The organism is Tardiphaga sp. GW821-FHT12E02 (assembly GCF_058807155.1).
In genome coordinates this window covers 5,022,093-5,038,771 of the sequence record NZ_JBXAQK010000001.1, presented here as the reverse complement: position 1 = coordinate 5,038,771, position 16,679 = coordinate 5,022,093, and the positions used below count along the sequence as shown (strand labels likewise).

Sequence of the window (16,679 nt, the reverse complement as noted above, 5' to 3'; positions counted from 1 at the left end):
CGATGATGCGAAGCCTGATTGCCAAGCCGGAGCCGATCGCATTCGATGCATCGCGCACCGCTCTCATCGTGGTTGATATGCAGAACGGCTATTGCTCGCCCGGGGGCTATTTCAGCCATCTCGGCGTCGACCTGGCGCCGACCCAGCAGGTCATCCCGGCCATCGCCGAACTCGTGCGGATCTCGCGCGATGGCGGCATGCAGGTGGTCTGGCTGCAGAACGGCTGGGATACCGATCTGAAAGAAGCGGGCGGCGAGGGGTCCGTCAATCAGCTCAAGGGCAATTCACTCAAGCTGATGCGTAGCAAACCGGAGCTCAAGGGCAAGCTGCTCACCAAGGGCGGCTGGGACTACGAGCTGGTCAAGGAGCTGAAGCCGGAAGGGGCGGACATCGTGATCCCGAAGCCGCGCTACAGCGGCTTCACCGGAACGCAGCTCGACAGCATTTTGCGCAGCCGCCGCATCGACACGGTTCTGGTCTGCGGCGTCGCCACCAATGTCTGCGTCGAATCCACCATTCGCGACGCCTATTTCAAGGAGTACTTCCCGGTGCTGGTCCGTGATGCCTGCTATCAGGCCGGCCCGGACTTCATCCAGGAAGCCACCATTTACAATGTCGAGCGCTTCTTCGGCTGGACATCATCCATCAACGACATTGCTGCGGCCTGCGCCGTCGAACGCGCCGCCTGATCACACTTAGACACAGCAAAGGATCCGTCATGCCGATCGAAATCCTGACCCCGCCGAATCCGCCGCCGCCGCTCGCGCCCTATAGCGCCGGTACTAAGGCCGGTGGCTTCATCTATGTGTCCGGCACGCTGGCGATCGGCCCGAATGGCGAGACCATGCATGTCGGCGATGCCGCAGCCCAGACCCGCTACGTGCTCGAAGCCATCAAGGCGGTGATCGAGGCCGGTGGCGGCACGATGAAGCACGTCGTGATGAACCAGATTTTTCTGAAGGACCTCGCGGACTACGCCGCCATGAACGCGGTTTACAAGGAGTACTTTCCGGAAAATCCGCCGGCGCGCTACTGCATCCAGACGCCGCTCGTGCGTCCGGACTTCCTGGTCGAGCTCGCCACCACCGCCTATGTCGGCCCCTGACATGTCGGGCACCGAGACCGCAGGCGTGCTGGCCGAGCGCGCCATGACCAGCAAGCTGGCGGCACGGCGGCGCTGGTCGCCGCTGGCGCTGATCGGCAAGGGACGCATCCTGTTCTATCAGGTGCTGGTGATCGGCGCGTTCCTGCTGTTGTGGGAAGTCGCGATCCGCAACGAATGGATCAAGGTCTATCTCTACGGTCAGCCCACCGGCATCTGGCGTGAATTCGTCAAGGCATTGATGACCGGGACGCTGCTGCGCGACACTTGGGTGACGACCCAGGAAACCGTGCTCGGCTTTCTGATCGGTGGCATCCTAGGGTCGCTGGCGGGGCTGTCGCTCTGGCTGTCGCCAACCGTGGCTGCGGTGCTCCGACCGATCATGGTGGCGATGAACGGCCTGCCCAAGATCGCGCTGGCACCGCTGATCATCGTCTGGTTCGGCATCGGAATCGAGTCGAAGATTGCCGTGGCCGCCATCATCACCTTCATCGTCGCGATGATCACCTCCTTCGACGGCGCCAAGGAGATCGACCACGACTATGTGCGGATGCTGAAAGCGATCGGCGCCAGCCGCTGGCAGATCTTTCGCATGGTGATCCTGCCGGGATCGCTGCCATGGATCGCCTCGGGCTTCCGCCTCAATGTCGGCTTCGCCATGATCGGCGCGGTGGTCGGCGAATACATCTCGGCGGAGCAGGGCCTTGGCTACTACGTCTATTATTCCGGAACACTCTACAATCTGAATGCGGTCTGGGCCGGCATTCTGGCTCTCATGATCCTGGCGCTCGTGCTCGATGCCATCGTCGGCTGGATCGAACGCCGCATGATGTGGCGCTAAGAGGAACTGTCATGCCGCTCGCAAAAATTCACGACGCCGACATTCACTACGACATCAAGGGGGAGGGCGAGCCGGTGCTGCTGGTCGCCGGCCTCGGCGGCGCCGCCTCCTACTGGAATCCGAACCTCGCCGCTTTCGCCGAGCGCCATCAGGTCATCCTGCATGATCATCGCGGCACCGGCGGCAGCACGCGCTCGGAAATGCGCTACAGCGTCGAGCTGATGGCCGATGATCTGCTGCGCCTGATGGATGTGCTGAAGATCGAGAAGGCGCATCTGGTCGGCCATTCCACCGGCGGTGCGATCGGGCAGGTTCTTGCGGCCATTGCGCCGGAGCGGATCGCTAGCCTGGTTCTATATGCAAGCTGGGCGGTGCATGACAATCTGATGGAAGTGAACATGCAGCTTCGTCGTCGCATCGCCATGGCGATGGGCGAGGCGGAATATCACCGCACTACGCCGGTCTTCCTGTATTCGCCCACTTACATCCGCGACAACAAGGAGCAGCTGGAGCGCGATATCGCTGCATCTATCGCCAACACGTCGAGCAAGACCATTCTCGACGCCCGCGCCGCCGGCATTCTGGCGTTCGATGGCCTTCAATATCACGACCGCATCACATGCCCGACCATGGCCATCGTCGCGGACGATGACATCCTGACGCCGCCTTACGCGTCGGACATCATGGTGGATCGCATCAAGGGCGCCACGCTGATCAAGGTGGCGCAAGGCGGCCATGCGCTGTCACGGGCCGAGCCAAAAATCTTTAACGATGCCGTGCTCGGCTTCCTGGCCAAACATCCCATCGCTCAAAAGGTCACCGCATGAGCACGATCGCAAAAGACGTTGTCCTTCGCGCCGATGCCATCGGGATGACCTTCAATCCCGACAGCGCCAAGCCGGTGACGGCCATTGCCGATATCGGCTTCGACCTGCATCGCGGCGAGGTGGTCGCCATTGTCGGCCCGTCCGGCTGTGGTAAGACCACGTTGTTCAACATCATTGCCGGCCTGCAGATCCCGTCCCAGGGCAAGGTGCATGTGAACGGCAAGCAGGTCGATCAGGCCACCGGCCATGTCGGCTACATGTTGCAGAAGGACCTGCTGCTGCCATGGCGCACGGTGCTCGACAATGTGATCATCGGCCTGCAGGTGCGCAGCACGCCGCGCAAGGAAGCCGAAGAGATCGCGCGCGGCCTGATCGAGGCCTATGGTCTCAAGGATTTCGAAAAAAGCTATCCATCTGAATTGTCCGGCGGCATGCGCCAGCGCGTTGCCTTTATGCGGACGCTGGCATTCAGGCCCGACGTAATCTTGCTCGACGAGCCGTTTTCGGCACTGGACAGCCAGACCCGTCTGGTGCTGCAGGCCGACATGGCGCGCATCATCCGCGAGCGCAATTGCAGCGTGGTGCTGGTGACCCATGACGTCGGCGAGGCCATCACCATGGCTGATCGCATCGTGGTCATCACCAGCCGCCCCGGCCGCGTCAAGGCGATCCATGATGTGGATATCCCCGCCGAGCTGCGGCACCCCATGAAGGTGCGCAAGCAGCCGCGCTTCACCGAGCTCTATGAGCGGATCTGGGCGGAACTCGGCGTCGCCATCGCGGCCTGATCACGAAGTCCTGTTGACGGTGGTGTTGGCGGCCCTTGCATCACCGATGCATGCAGTTGCATGATCTTGAAGCGGAACGTAGGGCGGAAGACGCCCACGGCTCATCTGCGCACTTTTTTGGAGGAAGCATGACGAAAGCACGTGTGGTCGAGGTCGCCGAATTTGGCGCACCCGAGGTGATGAAGCTTGTCACCAGGGACCTGCCGTCGCCTGTGGCTGGCGAAGCGCAGATCCGGCAGACGGCCATCGGTTTCAATTATCTCGACATTTCCCAGCGCGGCGGCGCGATGCCGCTGCCATTGCCGACGGGAATCGGTCACGAGGCTGCAGGCGTCGTCGAGGCGATCGGCGAGGGTGTCACTGATGTAAAAGTTGGTGATCGCGTCGCCTATATGAATGCCGGCATCGGCGCTTATGCTGATCACCGCAATGTTGCTGCGAACAAACTGGTGGTACTGCCCGCCAGCGTCAGTGACGAAGCCGCCGCGACCCTGATCTTCAAGGGCATGACGGCGCAATATCTGATCAAGAAGACGCATGCGGTGCAGCCGGGCGATCTCGTGCTGGTACATTCGGCGGCTGGTGGCGTCGGTCAGATCCTGTCGAACTGGTGCAAGGCGCTCGGTGCGACTGTGGTCGGCACGGCATCGACCCCGGAGAAATGCGTCATCGCCAAAAAGGCCGGCTGCGATTTTGCCATCGATTATTCTCAGCCCGGCTGGGTCGACGAGTTCCTGAAGGTCACCGGCGGTCGCAAGGCGCGCGTTGTCTATGATGCGGTCGGCAAGGACACATTCTACCAGTCGCTGGATTGCACTGCGCCGTTCGGCCTGGTGGTTCTGTATGGCGCAGCGTCCGGCCCGGTGAAGGATTTTGAACCGGAACTGCTCAACAAGAAGGGCTGCCTGTTCCTCACACGCCCATCGGTGTTTCCGCACAATGCCGACCCGGCAACGTTCCGCGCCAATGCGGCCGACCTGTTCGAGGCGATTACGAGCAGCAAGGTCAAGGTCGATATCGGCCAGCGCTTCAAGCTCGACGACATTGTCAAGGTGCATGAGCAGGTGAAAGGCCGTGCGACGACGGGTGCAGTGTTGATCACGCCGTAAACACGGATGTCGTCCCCGCGCAGGCGGGGACCCATATACGCTGGCGACATAATAAAAGCGGCAGAGATGTATCTCTGCCGCTTTTCGGTTTGATAACGGTGGTTATAGGTCCCCGCCTGCGCGGGGACGACATCGAACCTACCCGTCCACACCCGCCAGAAATTCCAGCAGCATCGTGTTGAACACGTCCGGCGTCACCGCCGTAAAGGCGTGTGCGCCGTAGCCGACCTCCTTGAGCACTGCGCCCGGAATCGCCGCTGCGAGCTCACGCGTCAGATAGGCTGGCACCAGCGCATCGTCGGCAGCGGTCGTCACCAGCACCGGCGTCTTGATCGTCTGCAGTCGCTCGCCGGGATCGAACGCCAGGAACATCTCGATCCGCGCATTCATTGTCTCTGCCGGCGGGAAGTGCGAGATGATATGCGGCTCGTCCGCATCCAGCTTCGCCTCGTTCTCGGCAATCCACTGCGGCGGGAACAGGAACAGCGGCTGCGCGCGTACATAGGCCTTCGGACCGGAGACGCGCAAAATCTCCCTGCGCACCTCGAAGCAGCGCCGCAGAAACGCGTCGGCACGCCCCCAGCCATTGACGACAGTGACGCTGAGCACGCGCTCGGGCTGCGTCATTGCGAGCTCGAGCCCGACGATGCCGCCGATGGCATGGCCGACCACATGGGCCTTGTCGAGACCGAGATGATCCAGCACGCTGACGATGTCGCCGGCCATGCCAGCTATGCTGCGCTCGATCGGCTTGTCGCCGCGGCTGCGCGCCGTGCCGACGTGGTCGTACACGATGACCTGATGCTGTTTCGCCAGTTCTGCAATCTGCGGCGTCCAGAAGCCGCCGCCGCCGCCCATGCCCGCAGACAGAATGATCGGGACGCCGCTGCCATGGGTCTCGAAATAGATCGGCGCGCCATCGGCGCTCACTGCAAAGGTCATGTCAGAATTGCCTCGGAGCTTTTTTCAATGTGAGAGTGGATGCGATCAGCCGTCGTTACGCGCTTTTGCCGGCCAGGTCTCGATGGCTTCGGCGAAGCGCGTCAATTCATGTACCAGTCGCTGCTGCCCATCCGATCCGAGCGGGAGCAGCCGGCTGCGTTGCACGTCGAAAACCAGCGGGATGGCTTCGTTGATGACGGCCTCGCCGGCAGCGGTGAGCTGGACGCGGAGCGTGCGGCGATCGTTCGGTTCGGGAAGACGGGCCAGGTAGTTCTGCGCTTCCAGCTTGTTGAGACGGCTGGTCAGCCCGGCGCCGCTGAGCAGAAGCGATTGTGCGATCTGCTTCGGCGACAGGCTGTAGGGCGCACCGGCACGGCGCAGGGCGGTCAGCACGTCATAGGTGCCGCGGGTGAGTTCGAATGGCTTCAGCACTTCGTCGATGAAGGCGGTGCATTGCATCTGGATGCGGCCGATCAGGCCATAGACATGCACCGGGCTCGTATCGATGTCGGGCCGCTCTGCCTGCCATTGCGAGAAGATGGCATCGACCTGCTCGCGAAGTGCGGCACCCTTGGTGCTGCGTCGCCCCGCCGGTTTTTTGCTGGAAGTCCCGTCCGTCATGCTCAAGGCGTCCAATCGATCACGCGCTGCTCGATAAACTCTATGCCGTGGAAAAGCGCAATGCTCAGCACGGTGAGAAGTGCGATGGCCGCGAAAGCAAGCGGGGTCTGCGATTGTGCGGTGGAGGTGAGAATGAGATAGCCGAGCCCGTCCTGTGCCGCGACGAATTCGCTGATGACAGCGCCGATCACGGCAAAGGTCACGGCCACTTTGCAGCCGGTGAAGAAGTACGGCAGCGCCACAGGCAGGCGCAGGCGGCGAAATACGACATGTGGCGAAGCGCCGAGCGAACGCATGAGATCAAGCATGGTTTTCGGTGCTGCCTCGAAGCCGGCGACCATGTTGACGAGAATCGGAAAGAAGCAGACCAGCACGACGACGATGATCTTGGGCCATTCGGCCAGGCCGAACCATAGGATGATCAGCGGCGCCACGGCGACTTTCGGCACGGACTGCAGTCCGAGCAGGATCGGATAGATGATCCGGCGGGCCAGCCGATTGAGGCTGATCAGGATCGCCAGCGGCAGCGACAAGGCGATCGCAAACACGAAGCCGAGCACGGTCTCGCGGAGTGTCACGATGGTGTTCGATGCGAGTTCAGGCGCCCATTTCACCGCCGAATGATAGATTTCCGAAGGTGCCGGAAGAATCCAGGTCGGGACTTTCAGCGCGTCGCAGATCAGTTCCCAGCCGATCAACAGGCCAAGATAGATCAGCGGCGTGGCGGCGCGGTCGATGAAGCGTGATGCAGTCATGGTTAGCCTCCCGTCCGGTTGAAGATGATGTCGCGGATCTGGTTCTTGATCTCCTGGAAACGCGGCAGTTTCACCGTATCGGCATTGCGCGGACGTGGCAGATCAATGGTGATATCGGCGCGGATGGTGCCGGGGCGTTCCGACATGATCAGCACACGGTCGCCGAGCAGGATCGCTTCCTCGATGTCATGGGTGATCAGCAATGCAGCGCGGCCAAGTTCTTGCCACAGCCGCGACAATTCCAGCGACAATTCTTCGCGCGTCAGCGCGTCGAGTGCGCCAAAGGGCTCGTCGAGCAGCAGCAGGCGCGGATCCGAAATCATGGCGCGGCAGAATGCGGCGCGCTGTTTCATGCCGCCGGAGAGTGCTTGCGGGCGCTGATGGGCGAAATCCTTGAGACCGGTGAGTTCGAGCAGTTTGAGCGCACGCTCGCGCGCGGCTGCCTTCGGCAGCGCCAGCACATCGGCGGGAAGCAGGACGTTGTCGAGAATGCTCGCCCATGGAAACAGCACGTGTTCCTGAAACACGATACCGACTTCGTGCGAGGGACCGTCGAGATCAGTGCCATATCGCTGCATGGTGCCGCTATCCGGCATTTCCAGACCGGCGACGAGGCGCAACAGTGTGGACTTGCCGCAGCCGGATGGACCCACCACCGAGACGAAACTGCCGGGATCGATGCGCAGGTCCACCGGTCCCAGCGCATGCGTGGCTTTGCCGTCGCGGCCGGGATAGGTCTTGGTGACGCCTTTGATCTCGATGGCCGGAACCACCGCCGCGGCGGGCCGCGACGGTGCAGTGTTGAGTGCGGTGGTCGCCGTCATCAGTTGACAAAGCCCGGTGCGTAGAGATCTTCCGGCTTCACCGGCGTCTTCAACGAGAAGGTGGCCGTCATCACATCGACGGTGCTGGCGATGCTCTTCGGTTCAATTTGGCCGAGCGCGCCTTTGACTTCAGCAAGTTCCTTCACGAGCTTGGTTTCGCCTTCGATGACCGCGGGCGCGAGCGCCTTCTCATATTTTGCCATGATGGTGGCCGCTTCGGCCGGATTGGCGAAAGCGTCCTTCATGCCCTTGATGGTCGCGCGGACGAAAGCCTTCACCTGATCTGGATTCTTCGCGATCATCTCTTCCGAAGCGATCAGGCCGTTGCCGTAATAATCGAGGTTGGAGTCGGCATAGTTGATACGCACCACTTCCTTTGGTGCCACGGCAGCTGCGATCAGCGGCTCGCCTACCGAGAACTGGCAGATCGCGTCGGCGCGCCCATTGGCGAGCAGCGATGGCAGTGCCGAGCCTTCGGCCACCACCCACTTCACCTTGCTGGCATCGATGCCGGCTGCCTTGGCGAAGGCCGGGAACAGGAGCCGCACCGAGCTCGATGCGGTATCGGCGACAGTCTTGCCTTCGAGATCCTTCGGCGAATTGATGCCGCTGCCCTTCACGGCGAAGATCGCCTGCGGCGGCTTCGCATAGACCACCGACACCAGCTTCACCGGCACGCCGTCATTGCCGCGCGCCAGCACCAGCGAGCCGGCATCGGCAAAGCCGAAGGTGGCAACGCCGGCCGCGACCTTCTTGATCGCGTCAGCCGAGCCCTGGCCGCGCACAAAATTCACGTCAAAGCCTTCGGCCTTGTAGTAGCCCTTCTCGCGGGCAACGTAGAAATACGAGTGGCGGCCGTTGAAGCCGAAATCGGTGATGAAATTGATGTCTGCCGCCTGTGCGGTGGAGACGCCGGCCGTAGCCAGGGTCGCAAGCAGAGCGGCGGTGAGGCGAGCGCGGAATTTCATGGTCAGACCTTCGATGGCAGGAGAGGAGGCCGGCAACCAATGCAGGGATGGTGCATCGATTTGTTCGCAATCGAATGAAAACTAGATTTTGCCTTGATGGAGATCAACCGCACGGCTGCTTAAAATCGCATCACGGCCACTTCTAATTCGCGCAAATTACGCGCATATCGCTCGTTCCGCGGGCGCGAAACAGCATTGCTTGACAGTCGTCGGAAGCTCGTTCTAAGCGAAATTATTCGATATCGAATGATCGGTGCTGTTTGTCTTTGGCGCCGCTTGCGACGAGGTGACAAATGGATCGTGGAACACGGATCGCCGTTCTCGGCGCAGGGCTTGCCGGTCTGACGGCAGCGGGCCTGCTGCAGCGTGCCGGATTTGCGGTGGCGGTTTATGAGCAGTCGCCGAGTTTTTCGCGCATCGGCGCCGGCATCATTCTGGGCGCCAATGTCTCCAAGGTGCTGCGTCGCCTCGATCTCGAAGACGCCTTCGCCTCCACCGGTATCCGGCCCGATGCATTCATCAGCCGCGCCTGGGATACGGGCGAGCAACTCTACAAGCTCGATTTTGACGCCGAATGCGAAGCGCGCTTCGGTGGTCCTTTCGTCAACATCCACCGCGCCGATCTGCATCAACTGCTGCAGCGGCCTCTCACGCCGGGCACTATCCGCTTCGGCCACAAGCTGGCCGGCATTGAGGAGCGCGGCGATGCGCTCACATTGCGTTTCGACAATGGTGCGAGCGCTGAAGCCGATATCGCCATAGGCGCTGACGGCATTCGCTCGATCACGCGTGAATTCATCCTTGGTGCGGAAGAGCCGCGCTTCATCGGGCGTTCTGCACCGCGCGCGGTGTTCCCGGCCAGCCGCATCAAGGGTGACCCCATCGACGACTGCACCAAGTGGTGGGCGCCGGACCGGCACACGCTGGCCTATTACATGACGCCCGACCGCCAGGAGGTCTATGTCATGGCTGCGCTGCCGAAGGATCGCTGGGACGGCGACGGCTCGCCGGTGAGGGGCGACCGCGATGAATTTATCGCGGCCTTCGATAGCGCACATCCCGATCTGAAGCGCGCCGTGGAAGCCGCCGAGGACGTGACTGTGTGGCCGATCTTCGACCGACCGCGCAACGACACATGGCACAAAGGGCGCGTGGTGCTGATGGGCGATGCCTGCCACGCGGTGCGTCCGTTCATGGCGGCCGGCGGCTCGGCGGCGATCGAGGATGCGGCGATCCTCAGCCGCTGCATCGCCGAATTTGCCGATCCCGCCACGGCCTTCGCGCATTATACGATGATCCGCATCCCGCGCATTGCCGATATCCAGCAGATCTCCATCGCCAATTCGTGGATGCACGGTCCGACCGAAACCGACTGGTTCTTCGGCTATGATGCCTGCACCGTTCCGCTCGACCGCGCCATTCCGGAGGCCCTATGTCCGAATTTGCAGCGATGAAGCCCGGCGATATCCGGCCGGATGCGATGATCACCCGTGACCTCGTTGGTTATGGCGCGGATTCGCCTGATCCGAAATGGCCGAATGGCGCAAAGATCGCGGTCAGCATCAGCCTGAATATCGAAGGCGGCGGTGAATCCACGCTGGCCAATGGCGATGCGGTGTCCGAAGGCATGCTGAACGATATCGGTGTGCCAACGAAAGAAGGCGTGCGCGTGCCGCTGGTGGAGTCCGTGTTCGAATATGGCAGCCGCCGCGGCGCCTGGCGCGTCCTCGATGTGCTGGATCGCTTCAAGGTGCCGGTCAGCATTCTCGGCGTCGCGCGGGCGATGGAGCAGAATCCCGAACTGGCAAAAGCCTGTGTCGCGCGCGGCCACGAGATGGTCAGCCACGGCTATCGCTGGATCGATTATTGCCACGTGGACGAGGCGACCGAGCGGGCTCATATTCGCAAGGCCATCGACATCCTGACCGATCTCACCGGCAGTCGGCCGCTCGGCTGGATGACAGGGCGTCCGGGTCCGAACACACGGCGCCTGCTCGCGGAAGAGGGCGGCTTTCTTTATGACCGCGACTCGCTTGCCGACGAATTGCCGTATTGGGTGACGACGGAGCATGGTCCGTTTCTCGTGGTGCCGTATTCATACGAATCCAACGACAACCGCTTCAACGAGAATGCGGGCTTCTCCACCGGCGAACAGTTCTTCACTTACATGCGAGATGCCTTCGACGTGCTCTATGCGGAAGGTCAGGCCGGTGCGCCAAAGCTGCTGTCGATCGGTCTGCACGACCGCCTGATCGGTCGTCCGGGCCGCGTCGGCGGGCTAATCAGGATGCTTGAACATATGAGTGCGCATGAGGGCGTGTGGTTCGCACGCGGCATCGATATCGCGCAGCACTGGCGAGCGAACTTCCCACCAAATCTGTAGCGTGCGAGCCGCTCCAAGGCCTTGTGGGCATTGGAGCGGCCACGCGGATTGCGCGCCGATTACAGCGTCAGTTCGTGGCGGCCCACGACCATCCAGTGCACTTCATCCGGACCATCTGCAAATCGCAGATGACGCACGTCGGTGTACATTTCGGCGAGCGGCGTCCAGTGCGAGATGCCGGTGGCGCCATGCATCTGGATCGACTGGTCGATGATCTTGGCCGCGCGCTCCGGCACCATGGCCTTGACCATGCTGACCCAGATGCGCGCCTCCTTGTTGCCGAGCACGTCCATGGCCTTGGCGGCTTTCAGGACCATCAGCCGCATCGCCTCGATCTCGCAGCGTGCCTGCGCGATGATCTGCAGATTGCCGCCGAGATGCGCGATCTTCTTGCCGAAAGCCTCACGCGTGAGGCCGCGCGCAACCATCATGTCGAGCGCCTTCTCGGCCTTGCCGATCGTGCGCATGCAGTGATGGATGCGGCCGGGGCCGAGACGGAGCTGCGAGATCTCGAAGCCGCGGCCTTCGCCGAGCAGGATATTCTCCTTCGGTACGCGCACATTATTGAAGCGCATATGCATGTGGCCGCGCGGAGCGTGGTCGTGCCCGAACACATGCATCGGGCCGAGCACCTCGACGCCGGGGGTGTCGACGGGCACCAGGATCTGCGACTGCTGCTTGCTGGGCGCTGCATCGGGATTGGTCTTGACCATCACGATCATTATCTTGCAGCGGGGGTCGCCGAGCCCAGAGATATAATACTTCTCGCCATTGATCACCCACTCGTCGCCGACAAGCTTGGCGGAAGTGGACACGTTCTTGGCGTCTGACGAGGCGACATTCGGCTCCGTCATCGCATAGGCCGAGCGAATCTCGCCAGCGAGCAGCGGCTTCAGCCACTTCTCCTTCTGCTCCTTGGTCCCGACGCGCTCGATGACTTCCATATTGCCGGTATCCGGCGCCGAACAGTTCATCGTCTCGGACGCGAGCGGGCTCTTGCCGAGTTCGGCAGCGATATAGGCGTAATCGAGATTGTTGAGGCCTTCGCCGGTTTCGGCGTCGGGCAGGAAGAAGTTCCAGAGACCTTCCTCACGCGCCTTGTTCTTGGCCTTGCCGAGGATCTCGAGCTGCTCGGGCGTGAACGACCAGCGATCGGTCTTCTTTTCTCCCGCGCGATAGAATTCCACCGACATCGGCTCGACGGTGCTCGCGATGAATTTCCGCACGTGATCATAGAGCGGACGCGATTGCTCCGACATGCGCAGATCATTGAGCGCGTCTTCGGGCGCAAGCGTATAGGGCGTCTGGCGAGGGGTATATGCAACTTTCATGGTCGTCGTTCTCCCGTTTCTTGTCATCATTGTTGGCCATCTCGTCTGGATGGCTATGCGTCCGTTATAGACGCGAAGGCGTGTCGCTGTCTTCGCCCATGTGAGCAACGCGTGCGCCGTCACACGATGGCATGCGCTGCGGATCGACCCAAGCCATTTGTGCATGCAACAGCCGCAACGTTGCGCTGCACACATGATGATGCACATTGGTCGCAGTTTACATTCGAATTTTCGAAGCGCTAGAATGTTAGCATCAAGAAGCGGGATGTTCGCATCTACAAGCTTCAGAAGGGTGGAGACATGACTCTAATGGGAATTTGGAACCTGTTAGAAGGTCCGGTATGTGCGATGTGCAGACCGTTGTTTGGTCGGCGCGAGCGCCTGGACGGCGCTGTTTTCCAATTCCAACACACGAAATGCGCTGCGTGTTGCTCCTCCCGCAATCCGGAGGCAAAGAGCTGATGCGTGCTTATGCAGCCCGTCGCTTGCTTGCACTGATCCCGACGATCTTCTTCGCCAGCCTGATCGTTTTCGTCACACTGCGCCTCGTACCTGGCGATGTGATCGATCTGATGATGTCGCAGAACGACATCTCGGCCAGCGCCAAGGATCGCGCCCAGCTCGAAGAGGCGCTGGGTCTGAACAAGCCGATCTATGTCCAGTATTTCCTCTGGATCGGCGGGGTTTTGCGCGGCGATCTCGGCCAGTCGCTGTGGCACAACACACCGGTGCTCGACCAGATTCTCAGCCGTCTGCCAGTGACATTCGGCCTCGGCTTTCTCGCTATTCTGATCGGCCTCATCATTGCGATCCCGATCGGCGTCTATTCGGCGCTGCGCCAGGATACGGCCGGCGATTATCTCATGCGGTCGGTCTCGATCCTGATGCTGGCGGTGCCGGCGTTCTGGACCGGCACCATGGTGATGGTGTTCCCGGCCATCTGGTGGGGGTGGTCACCCGACCTGAACTACATCCCGTTCACGAAGGATCCGATCGGCGCGCTCCAGCATATGTTGCTGCCGGCGCTCATTCTCGGCATGTCGCTGTCGGCCATCACGATGCGCATGACGCGCACCATGATGCTCGAAGTGCTGCGCCAGGATTACATCCGCACCGGCTGGGCCAAAGGCCTCAATGAGCGCACCATCGTGACACGGCATGCGCTGCGCAATGCGTTGATTCCTGTCGTCACGCTTGTCGGCATCCAGGCGCCGCTGGTGATCGGCGGCGCCGTCATCATCGAGCAGATTTTTGTCATTCCCGGCATGGGCATGCTGCTGCTCGAAGGCGTCACGCAGCGCGATTATCCGATCGTCGCCGGCGTGTTTCTGGTGGTCGGTCTGGCCGTGATGATGATCAACCTGATCGTCGATCTCAGCTACGGCCTGCTCGATCCCAAAGTGAGGTATCGCTGATGACGATCGCAGTCGAGACCTCCATCGCCAAGCCGCCGCGTCGGCGCTCGCCCGCCATGGCCTTTATCGGACGGCTGTTCCGCGAAAAGCCGCTCGGTGCCGCCGGCGCCGTCGTGTTCCTGCTGTTCCTGTTTTGCGGCTTGTTCGCGGATTTCCTCGCGCCTTATGGCTATAACCAGATCAGCCCGCTGAACCGGATGAAGCCGCCATCGTGGCAGTTTCCGTTCGGAACCGACAATCTCGGCCGCGATGTGCTGTCGCGCTGTCTCTATGGTGCGCAGCTCTCCGTCATTATCGGGTTCTGCGCAGCCGGCATCGCCACCATCATTTCCGTCGTGGTCGGGATTCTCTCCGGCTATCTCGGCGGGCGCTTCGACATGATCACGCAACGGCTGGTCGATGCATGGATGAGCTTCCCGGACCTGGTCGTGCTGATCGTGGTCGTGTCGGTGGTTGGTCCCGGCCTGGTGCCCATCATCTTCATTCTTGGCCTTCTGCTCGGCATCAACGGCTCGCGCATCATTCGCGGTGCCACCATTTCGGTGCGCGAGAACATGTATGTGAATGCGGCGCAGTCGATGGGGGCCACGCTGCCGCGCATTCTGATCCGCCACGTCCTGCCCAATGTGATGCCGCCGATCATCATCCTGTTCACGACGCGTGTCGGCTTCGTCATCCTTGCGGAATCCGGCCTGTCATTTCTCGGCCTCGGCGTGCCGCCGCCAGCACCGACCTGGGGCGGCATGCTGTCCGGCAGTGGCCGCACCTACATGCTGCAGGGGCCGTGGCTGGCGCTGGCGCCGGGCCTGTGCCTGACGGTCGTGGTCTATGCCACCAATGTTTTCGGTGACGCATTGCGGGATCTGCTTGATCCGCGCATGCGTGGCTCGCGCTAGCTTCGCGATCCAGAACGAAAAGGCACCGACGATCGACAAGGTCGCGGTGATCAACACAAGGGAGGTGACGATGAGGGGAAGTCCAGTGAAGCACACGTTGAAGGCGCGACTGCTCGCGACCGCGATGACGGCCGCACTCGCATTCGGCGTCTCGTCGGCGGCGCAAGCCGATGAGAAACCGCAATATGGCGGTACGCTTCAGGTGGCCACGGTCAACCGTGCGCTGAACGTGCTGACATGGGATCCCGCTGACTGGAACTGGAAGATCAATCACGACACGGGTCAGTTCTACGAGCAGCTGTTCTCGGCCGACCTGTCGAAGTCCAAGCGCAATGGCGGCAAATACCCATATTATGCGGACGCCTGGATTCCTTCAGACGCGGTCCGCGGCGAACTCGCCGAGAGCTGGGAGATGAAGGAAAATCCGCTCCGGATCGAGGTCAAGCTGCGCAAGGGCATGATGTTCCCGGAAAAGCCCGGCGTGATGGCGTCGCGCGAACTGGTCGCCGACGACGTCGTATTCAGCTATACGCGCCTCGACAAGAGTCCGAAGAAGATCGCGACCTATTTCGATCACATCGAGAAGGTCGAGGCCACCGACAAGCACACGGTCGTCTTCACGCTGAAATCCTTCAATGCCGAATGGGACTACCGCTTCGGCTGGGGTTATTATTCTGGCATCTATCCGAAAGAGGTCGCTGATGCCGGCGCGGGCAACTGGAAGAACCTGAACGGCACCGGTCCGTTCATGCTGACCGACCATATTCAAGGCAATCAGAACACCTATTCCAAGAACCCGATCTATTGGGACAAGGAAAAGATCGGCGGCGAGGAATTCAAGCTGCCTTTCGTCGACAAGGTCGTCTATCGCAACATTAAGGACGAGGCGACGGTGACCACGGCGCTTCGCACCGGCAAGCTCGATATCGCCGAGCCGATACGTTGGAGCGATATGGAGGAGCTCAAGAAGAGCGTGCCGCAGCTCAAATGGTCGAAGTGGCTGTCGATGAATGGTCAGTTCGTGGCAATGCGTATCGACACAAAACCGTTCGATGATATTCGCGTCCGCCGCGCGCTCAATCTGGCCGTCAACAAGCAGGAGATCGTCAAGGCCTATTACAACGGCCATGCCGAACTGTTCTCCTATCCACAGCATCCCGACTATGACGGCTATTACGAGCCGCTCGAAGCGATGCCGGCCTCGGTGAAGGAGCTGTTCACCTACAATCCCGACAAGGCCAAGAAACTCCTGGCGGAAGCCGGCGTGCCGAAAGGCTTCAGCTTCAAGGTCCAGGTCTGCACCTGCCAGCCGGATCATCAGGATCTGCTGCCGTTGATCGGCGCCTATCTCGAACAGGTCGGCGTCAAGATCGAGATCCAGCCGATGGAATATGGCGCGTTCCTGTCGGCCATGACGTCGAAGACCAATGCGGCCGGCTATATGATGAACAACGGCCACACCAATCCGACCACGACGATCCGCAAGAGCTTCGTCACGGCCCAGACCTGGAATCCGTCGCAATATGCGGATCCTGCTTTCGACAAGAAGATGGACGCGGCCTATCAGGAGCGCGACGAGACCAAGCGTAAGACCATGCTCAAGGAGATGACGATCGAGATCCTCGACAAGGCTCCGTATATCTGGCTGCCGACGCCCTACATCTACACGGCCTGGTGGCCGTGGGTGAAGAATTATGCGGGCGAGCTGCGTGCCGGTGCTGTGCGTCCAGGTCCGATCTATGCGCGCATCTGGATCGACCAGGAGATGAAGAAGAAGATGGGCTTCTGACGCCCGCATCCATGTCAGCGCCCCGATGTCTGCAGGCGTTGCGGCATCGGGGTGAGGGCGCTCATCCCGGCCGCCACCGTAGCGGAGA

At 61.3% G+C, this 16,679-nt stretch carries 17 protein-coding genes; 11 read left to right on the top strand and 6 right to left on the bottom strand.

From position 1 onward, the window contains the following. The first annotated feature begins 2 nt into the window (after window positions 1-2). From AC1RQ5_RS23870 to AC1RQ5_RS23845, 6 genes are all read left to right on the top strand, one after another. The gene (locus AC1RQ5_RS23870) at window positions 3-689 is read left to right on the top strand and encodes an isochorismatase family protein (protein WP_398478149.1); all 687 of its coding nucleotides are present in this window, start codon (window positions 3-5) and stop codon (window positions 687-689) included. A 29-nt stretch (window positions 690-718) separates the two neighbouring features. Then, a complete protein-coding gene (locus AC1RQ5_RS23865) occupies window positions 719-1,105 on the top strand; it encodes a Rid family hydrolase (RefSeq protein WP_398471176.1) in 387 nt (128 codons plus the stop codon). Between the two features lies 1 nt (window position 1,106). After that, window positions 1,107-1,943, top strand: coding sequence for an ABC transporter permease (locus AC1RQ5_RS23860; RefSeq protein ID WP_398478151.1), 837 nt, complete (start codon window positions 1,107-1,109; stop codon window positions 1,941-1,943). A gap of 11 nt (window positions 1,944-1,954) precedes the next feature. After that, complete coding sequence (locus AC1RQ5_RS23855) at window positions 1,955-2,770, top strand: alpha/beta fold hydrolase (protein WP_493202268.1); 816 nt, start codon at window positions 1,955-1,957, stop codon at window positions 2,768-2,770. Beyond that, complete coding sequence (locus AC1RQ5_RS23850) at window positions 2,767-3,558, top strand: ABC transporter ATP-binding protein (RefSeq protein WP_493202266.1); 792 nt, start codon at window positions 2,767-2,769, stop codon at window positions 3,556-3,558. The genes AC1RQ5_RS23855 and AC1RQ5_RS23850 overlap by 4 nt, the downstream gene beginning before the upstream one ends. Before the next feature lie 128 nt (window positions 3,559-3,686). Next, the gene (locus AC1RQ5_RS23845; protein WP_493202265.1) at window positions 3,687-4,667 is read left to right on the top strand and encodes a quinone oxidoreductase family protein; all 981 of its coding nucleotides are present in this window, start codon (window positions 3,687-3,689) and stop codon (window positions 4,665-4,667) included. A gap of 138 nt (window positions 4,668-4,805) precedes the next feature. Here AC1RQ5_RS23845 and rutD read toward each other — a convergent pair whose 3' ends face one another. Genes rutD through AC1RQ5_RS23820 form a run of 5 tightly spaced genes read right to left on the bottom strand, consistent with a single transcriptional unit; the run spans window position 4,806 to window position 8,777 of the window. Then, window positions 4,806-5,609: a pyrimidine utilization protein D gene (gene rutD, locus AC1RQ5_RS23840; RefSeq protein WP_493202263.1), complete on the bottom strand. Its 804-nt coding sequence runs from the start codon at window positions 5,607-5,609 to the stop codon at window positions 4,806-4,808. Between the two features lie 45 nt (window positions 5,610-5,654). After that, on the bottom strand, window positions 5,655-6,230 hold the full coding sequence (locus AC1RQ5_RS23835; RefSeq protein ID WP_493202261.1) for a MarR family winged helix-turn-helix transcriptional regulator: 576 nt from the start codon (window positions 6,228-6,230) through the stop codon (window positions 5,655-5,657). A 2-nt stretch (window positions 6,231-6,232) separates the two neighbouring features. Then, window positions 6,233-6,985: an ABC transporter permease gene (locus AC1RQ5_RS23830; protein WP_493202260.1), complete on the bottom strand. Its 753-nt coding sequence runs from the start codon at window positions 6,983-6,985 to the stop codon at window positions 6,233-6,235. Between the two features lie 2 nt (window positions 6,986-6,987). Continuing rightward, window positions 6,988-7,809 carry an ABC transporter ATP-binding protein gene (locus tag AC1RQ5_RS23825; protein ID WP_493202258.1) on the bottom strand — a complete coding sequence of 274 codons (822 nt, stop codon included), beginning with the start codon at window positions 7,807-7,809 and terminating at the stop codon, window positions 6,988-6,990. Continuing rightward, on the bottom strand, window positions 7,809-8,777 hold the full coding sequence (locus AC1RQ5_RS23820) for an ABC transporter substrate-binding protein (protein ID WP_398478168.1): 969 nt from the start codon (window positions 8,775-8,777) through the stop codon (window positions 7,809-7,811). Before AC1RQ5_RS23820 ends, AC1RQ5_RS23825 begins: the two co-directional genes overlap by 1 nt. Window positions 8,778-9,070: 293 nt before the next feature. Here AC1RQ5_RS23820 and AC1RQ5_RS23815 point away from each other — a divergent pair, with 293 nt between their 5' ends. Both AC1RQ5_RS23815 and AC1RQ5_RS23810 read left to right on the top strand, forming a co-directional pair. Beyond that, window positions 9,071-10,231, top strand: coding sequence for an FAD-dependent oxidoreductase (locus tag AC1RQ5_RS23815; RefSeq protein WP_493202257.1), 1,161 nt, complete (start codon window positions 9,071-9,073; stop codon window positions 10,229-10,231). Beyond that, window positions 10,210-11,160, top strand: a complete 951-nt coding sequence (locus AC1RQ5_RS23810) for a polysaccharide deacetylase family protein (RefSeq protein ID WP_493202255.1) — start codon at window positions 10,210-10,212, stop codon at window positions 11,158-11,160. The genes AC1RQ5_RS23815 and AC1RQ5_RS23810 overlap by 22 nt, the downstream gene beginning before the upstream one ends. A 59-nt stretch (window positions 11,161-11,219) precedes the next feature. Here the strand turns inward: AC1RQ5_RS23810 and AC1RQ5_RS23805 are convergent, their stop codons facing one another. Next, complete coding sequence (locus tag AC1RQ5_RS23805) at window positions 11,220-12,491, bottom strand: acyl-CoA dehydrogenase family protein (protein ID WP_493202253.1); 1,272 nt, start codon at window positions 12,489-12,491, stop codon at window positions 11,220-11,222. Between the two features lie 461 nt (window positions 12,492-12,952). Between AC1RQ5_RS23805 and AC1RQ5_RS23800 the strand changes: the two genes are divergently transcribed. The 3 genes from AC1RQ5_RS23800 to AC1RQ5_RS23790 are packed head-to-tail and all read left to right on the top strand — an operon-like array spanning window position 12,953 to window position 16,591. After that, a complete protein-coding gene (locus tag AC1RQ5_RS23800; protein ID WP_493202251.1) occupies window positions 12,953-13,906 on the top strand; it encodes an ABC transporter permease in 954 nt (317 codons plus the stop codon). Then, window positions 13,906-14,802, top strand: a complete 897-nt coding sequence (locus AC1RQ5_RS23795; RefSeq protein WP_493202249.1) for an ABC transporter permease — start codon at window positions 13,906-13,908, stop codon at window positions 14,800-14,802. The genes AC1RQ5_RS23800 and AC1RQ5_RS23795 overlap by 1 nt, the downstream gene beginning before the upstream one ends. Then, window positions 14,789-16,591, top strand: coding sequence for an ABC transporter substrate-binding protein (locus AC1RQ5_RS23790; protein WP_493202247.1), 1,803 nt, complete (start codon window positions 14,789-14,791; stop codon window positions 16,589-16,591). The genes AC1RQ5_RS23795 and AC1RQ5_RS23790 overlap by 14 nt, the downstream gene beginning before the upstream one ends. Window positions 16,592-16,679: the final 88 nt, after the last annotated feature.

Coding starts and splice junctions, on each gene's coding strand:
- AC1RQ5_RS23800 (WP_493202251.1), top strand. CDS start 12,953: ATGCGTGCTTATGCAGCCCGTCGCTTGCTTGCACTGATCCCGACGATC.
- AC1RQ5_RS23820 (WP_398478168.1), bottom strand. CDS start 8,777: ATGAAATTCCGCGCTCGCCTCACCGCCGCTCTGCTTGCGACCCTGGCT.
- rutD (WP_493202263.1), bottom strand. CDS start 5,609: ATGACCTTTGCAGTGAGCGCCGATGGCGCGCCGATCTATTTCGAGACC.
- AC1RQ5_RS23845 (WP_493202265.1), top strand. CDS start 3,687: ATGACGAAAGCACGTGTGGTCGAGGTCGCCGAATTTGGCGCACCCGAG.
- AC1RQ5_RS23805 (WP_493202253.1), bottom strand. CDS start 12,491: ATGAAAGTTGCATATACCCCTCGCCAGACGCCCTATACGCTTGCGCCC.
- AC1RQ5_RS23860 (WP_398478151.1), top strand. CDS start 1,107: ATGTCGGGCACCGAGACCGCAGGCGTGCTGGCCGAGCGCGCCATGACC.
- AC1RQ5_RS23855 (WP_493202268.1), top strand. CDS start 1,955: ATGCCGCTCGCAAAAATTCACGACGCCGACATTCACTACGACATCAAG.
- AC1RQ5_RS23795 (WP_493202249.1), top strand. CDS start 13,906: ATGACGATCGCAGTCGAGACCTCCATCGCCAAGCCGCCGCGTCGGCGC.
- AC1RQ5_RS23835 (WP_493202261.1), bottom strand. CDS start 6,230: ATGACGGACGGGACTTCCAGCAAAAAACCGGCGGGGCGACGCAGCACC.
- AC1RQ5_RS23810 (WP_493202255.1), top strand. CDS start 10,210: ATGTCCGAATTTGCAGCGATGAAGCCCGGCGATATCCGGCCGGATGCG.
- AC1RQ5_RS23850 (WP_493202266.1), top strand. CDS start 2,767: ATGAGCACGATCGCAAAAGACGTTGTCCTTCGCGCCGATGCCATCGGG.
- AC1RQ5_RS23870 (WP_398478149.1), top strand. CDS start 3: ATGATGCGAAGCCTGATTGCCAAGCCGGAGCCGATCGCATTCGATGCA.
- AC1RQ5_RS23825 (WP_493202258.1), bottom strand. CDS start 7,809: ATGACGGCGACCACCGCACTCAACACTGCACCGTCGCGGCCCGCCGCG.
- AC1RQ5_RS23815 (WP_493202257.1), top strand. CDS start 9,071: ATGGATCGTGGAACACGGATCGCCGTTCTCGGCGCAGGGCTTGCCGGT.
- AC1RQ5_RS23865 (WP_398471176.1), top strand. CDS start 719: ATGCCGATCGAAATCCTGACCCCGCCGAATCCGCCGCCGCCGCTCGCG.
- AC1RQ5_RS23830 (WP_493202260.1), bottom strand. CDS start 6,985: ATGACTGCATCACGCTTCATCGACCGCGCCGCCACGCCGCTGATCTAT.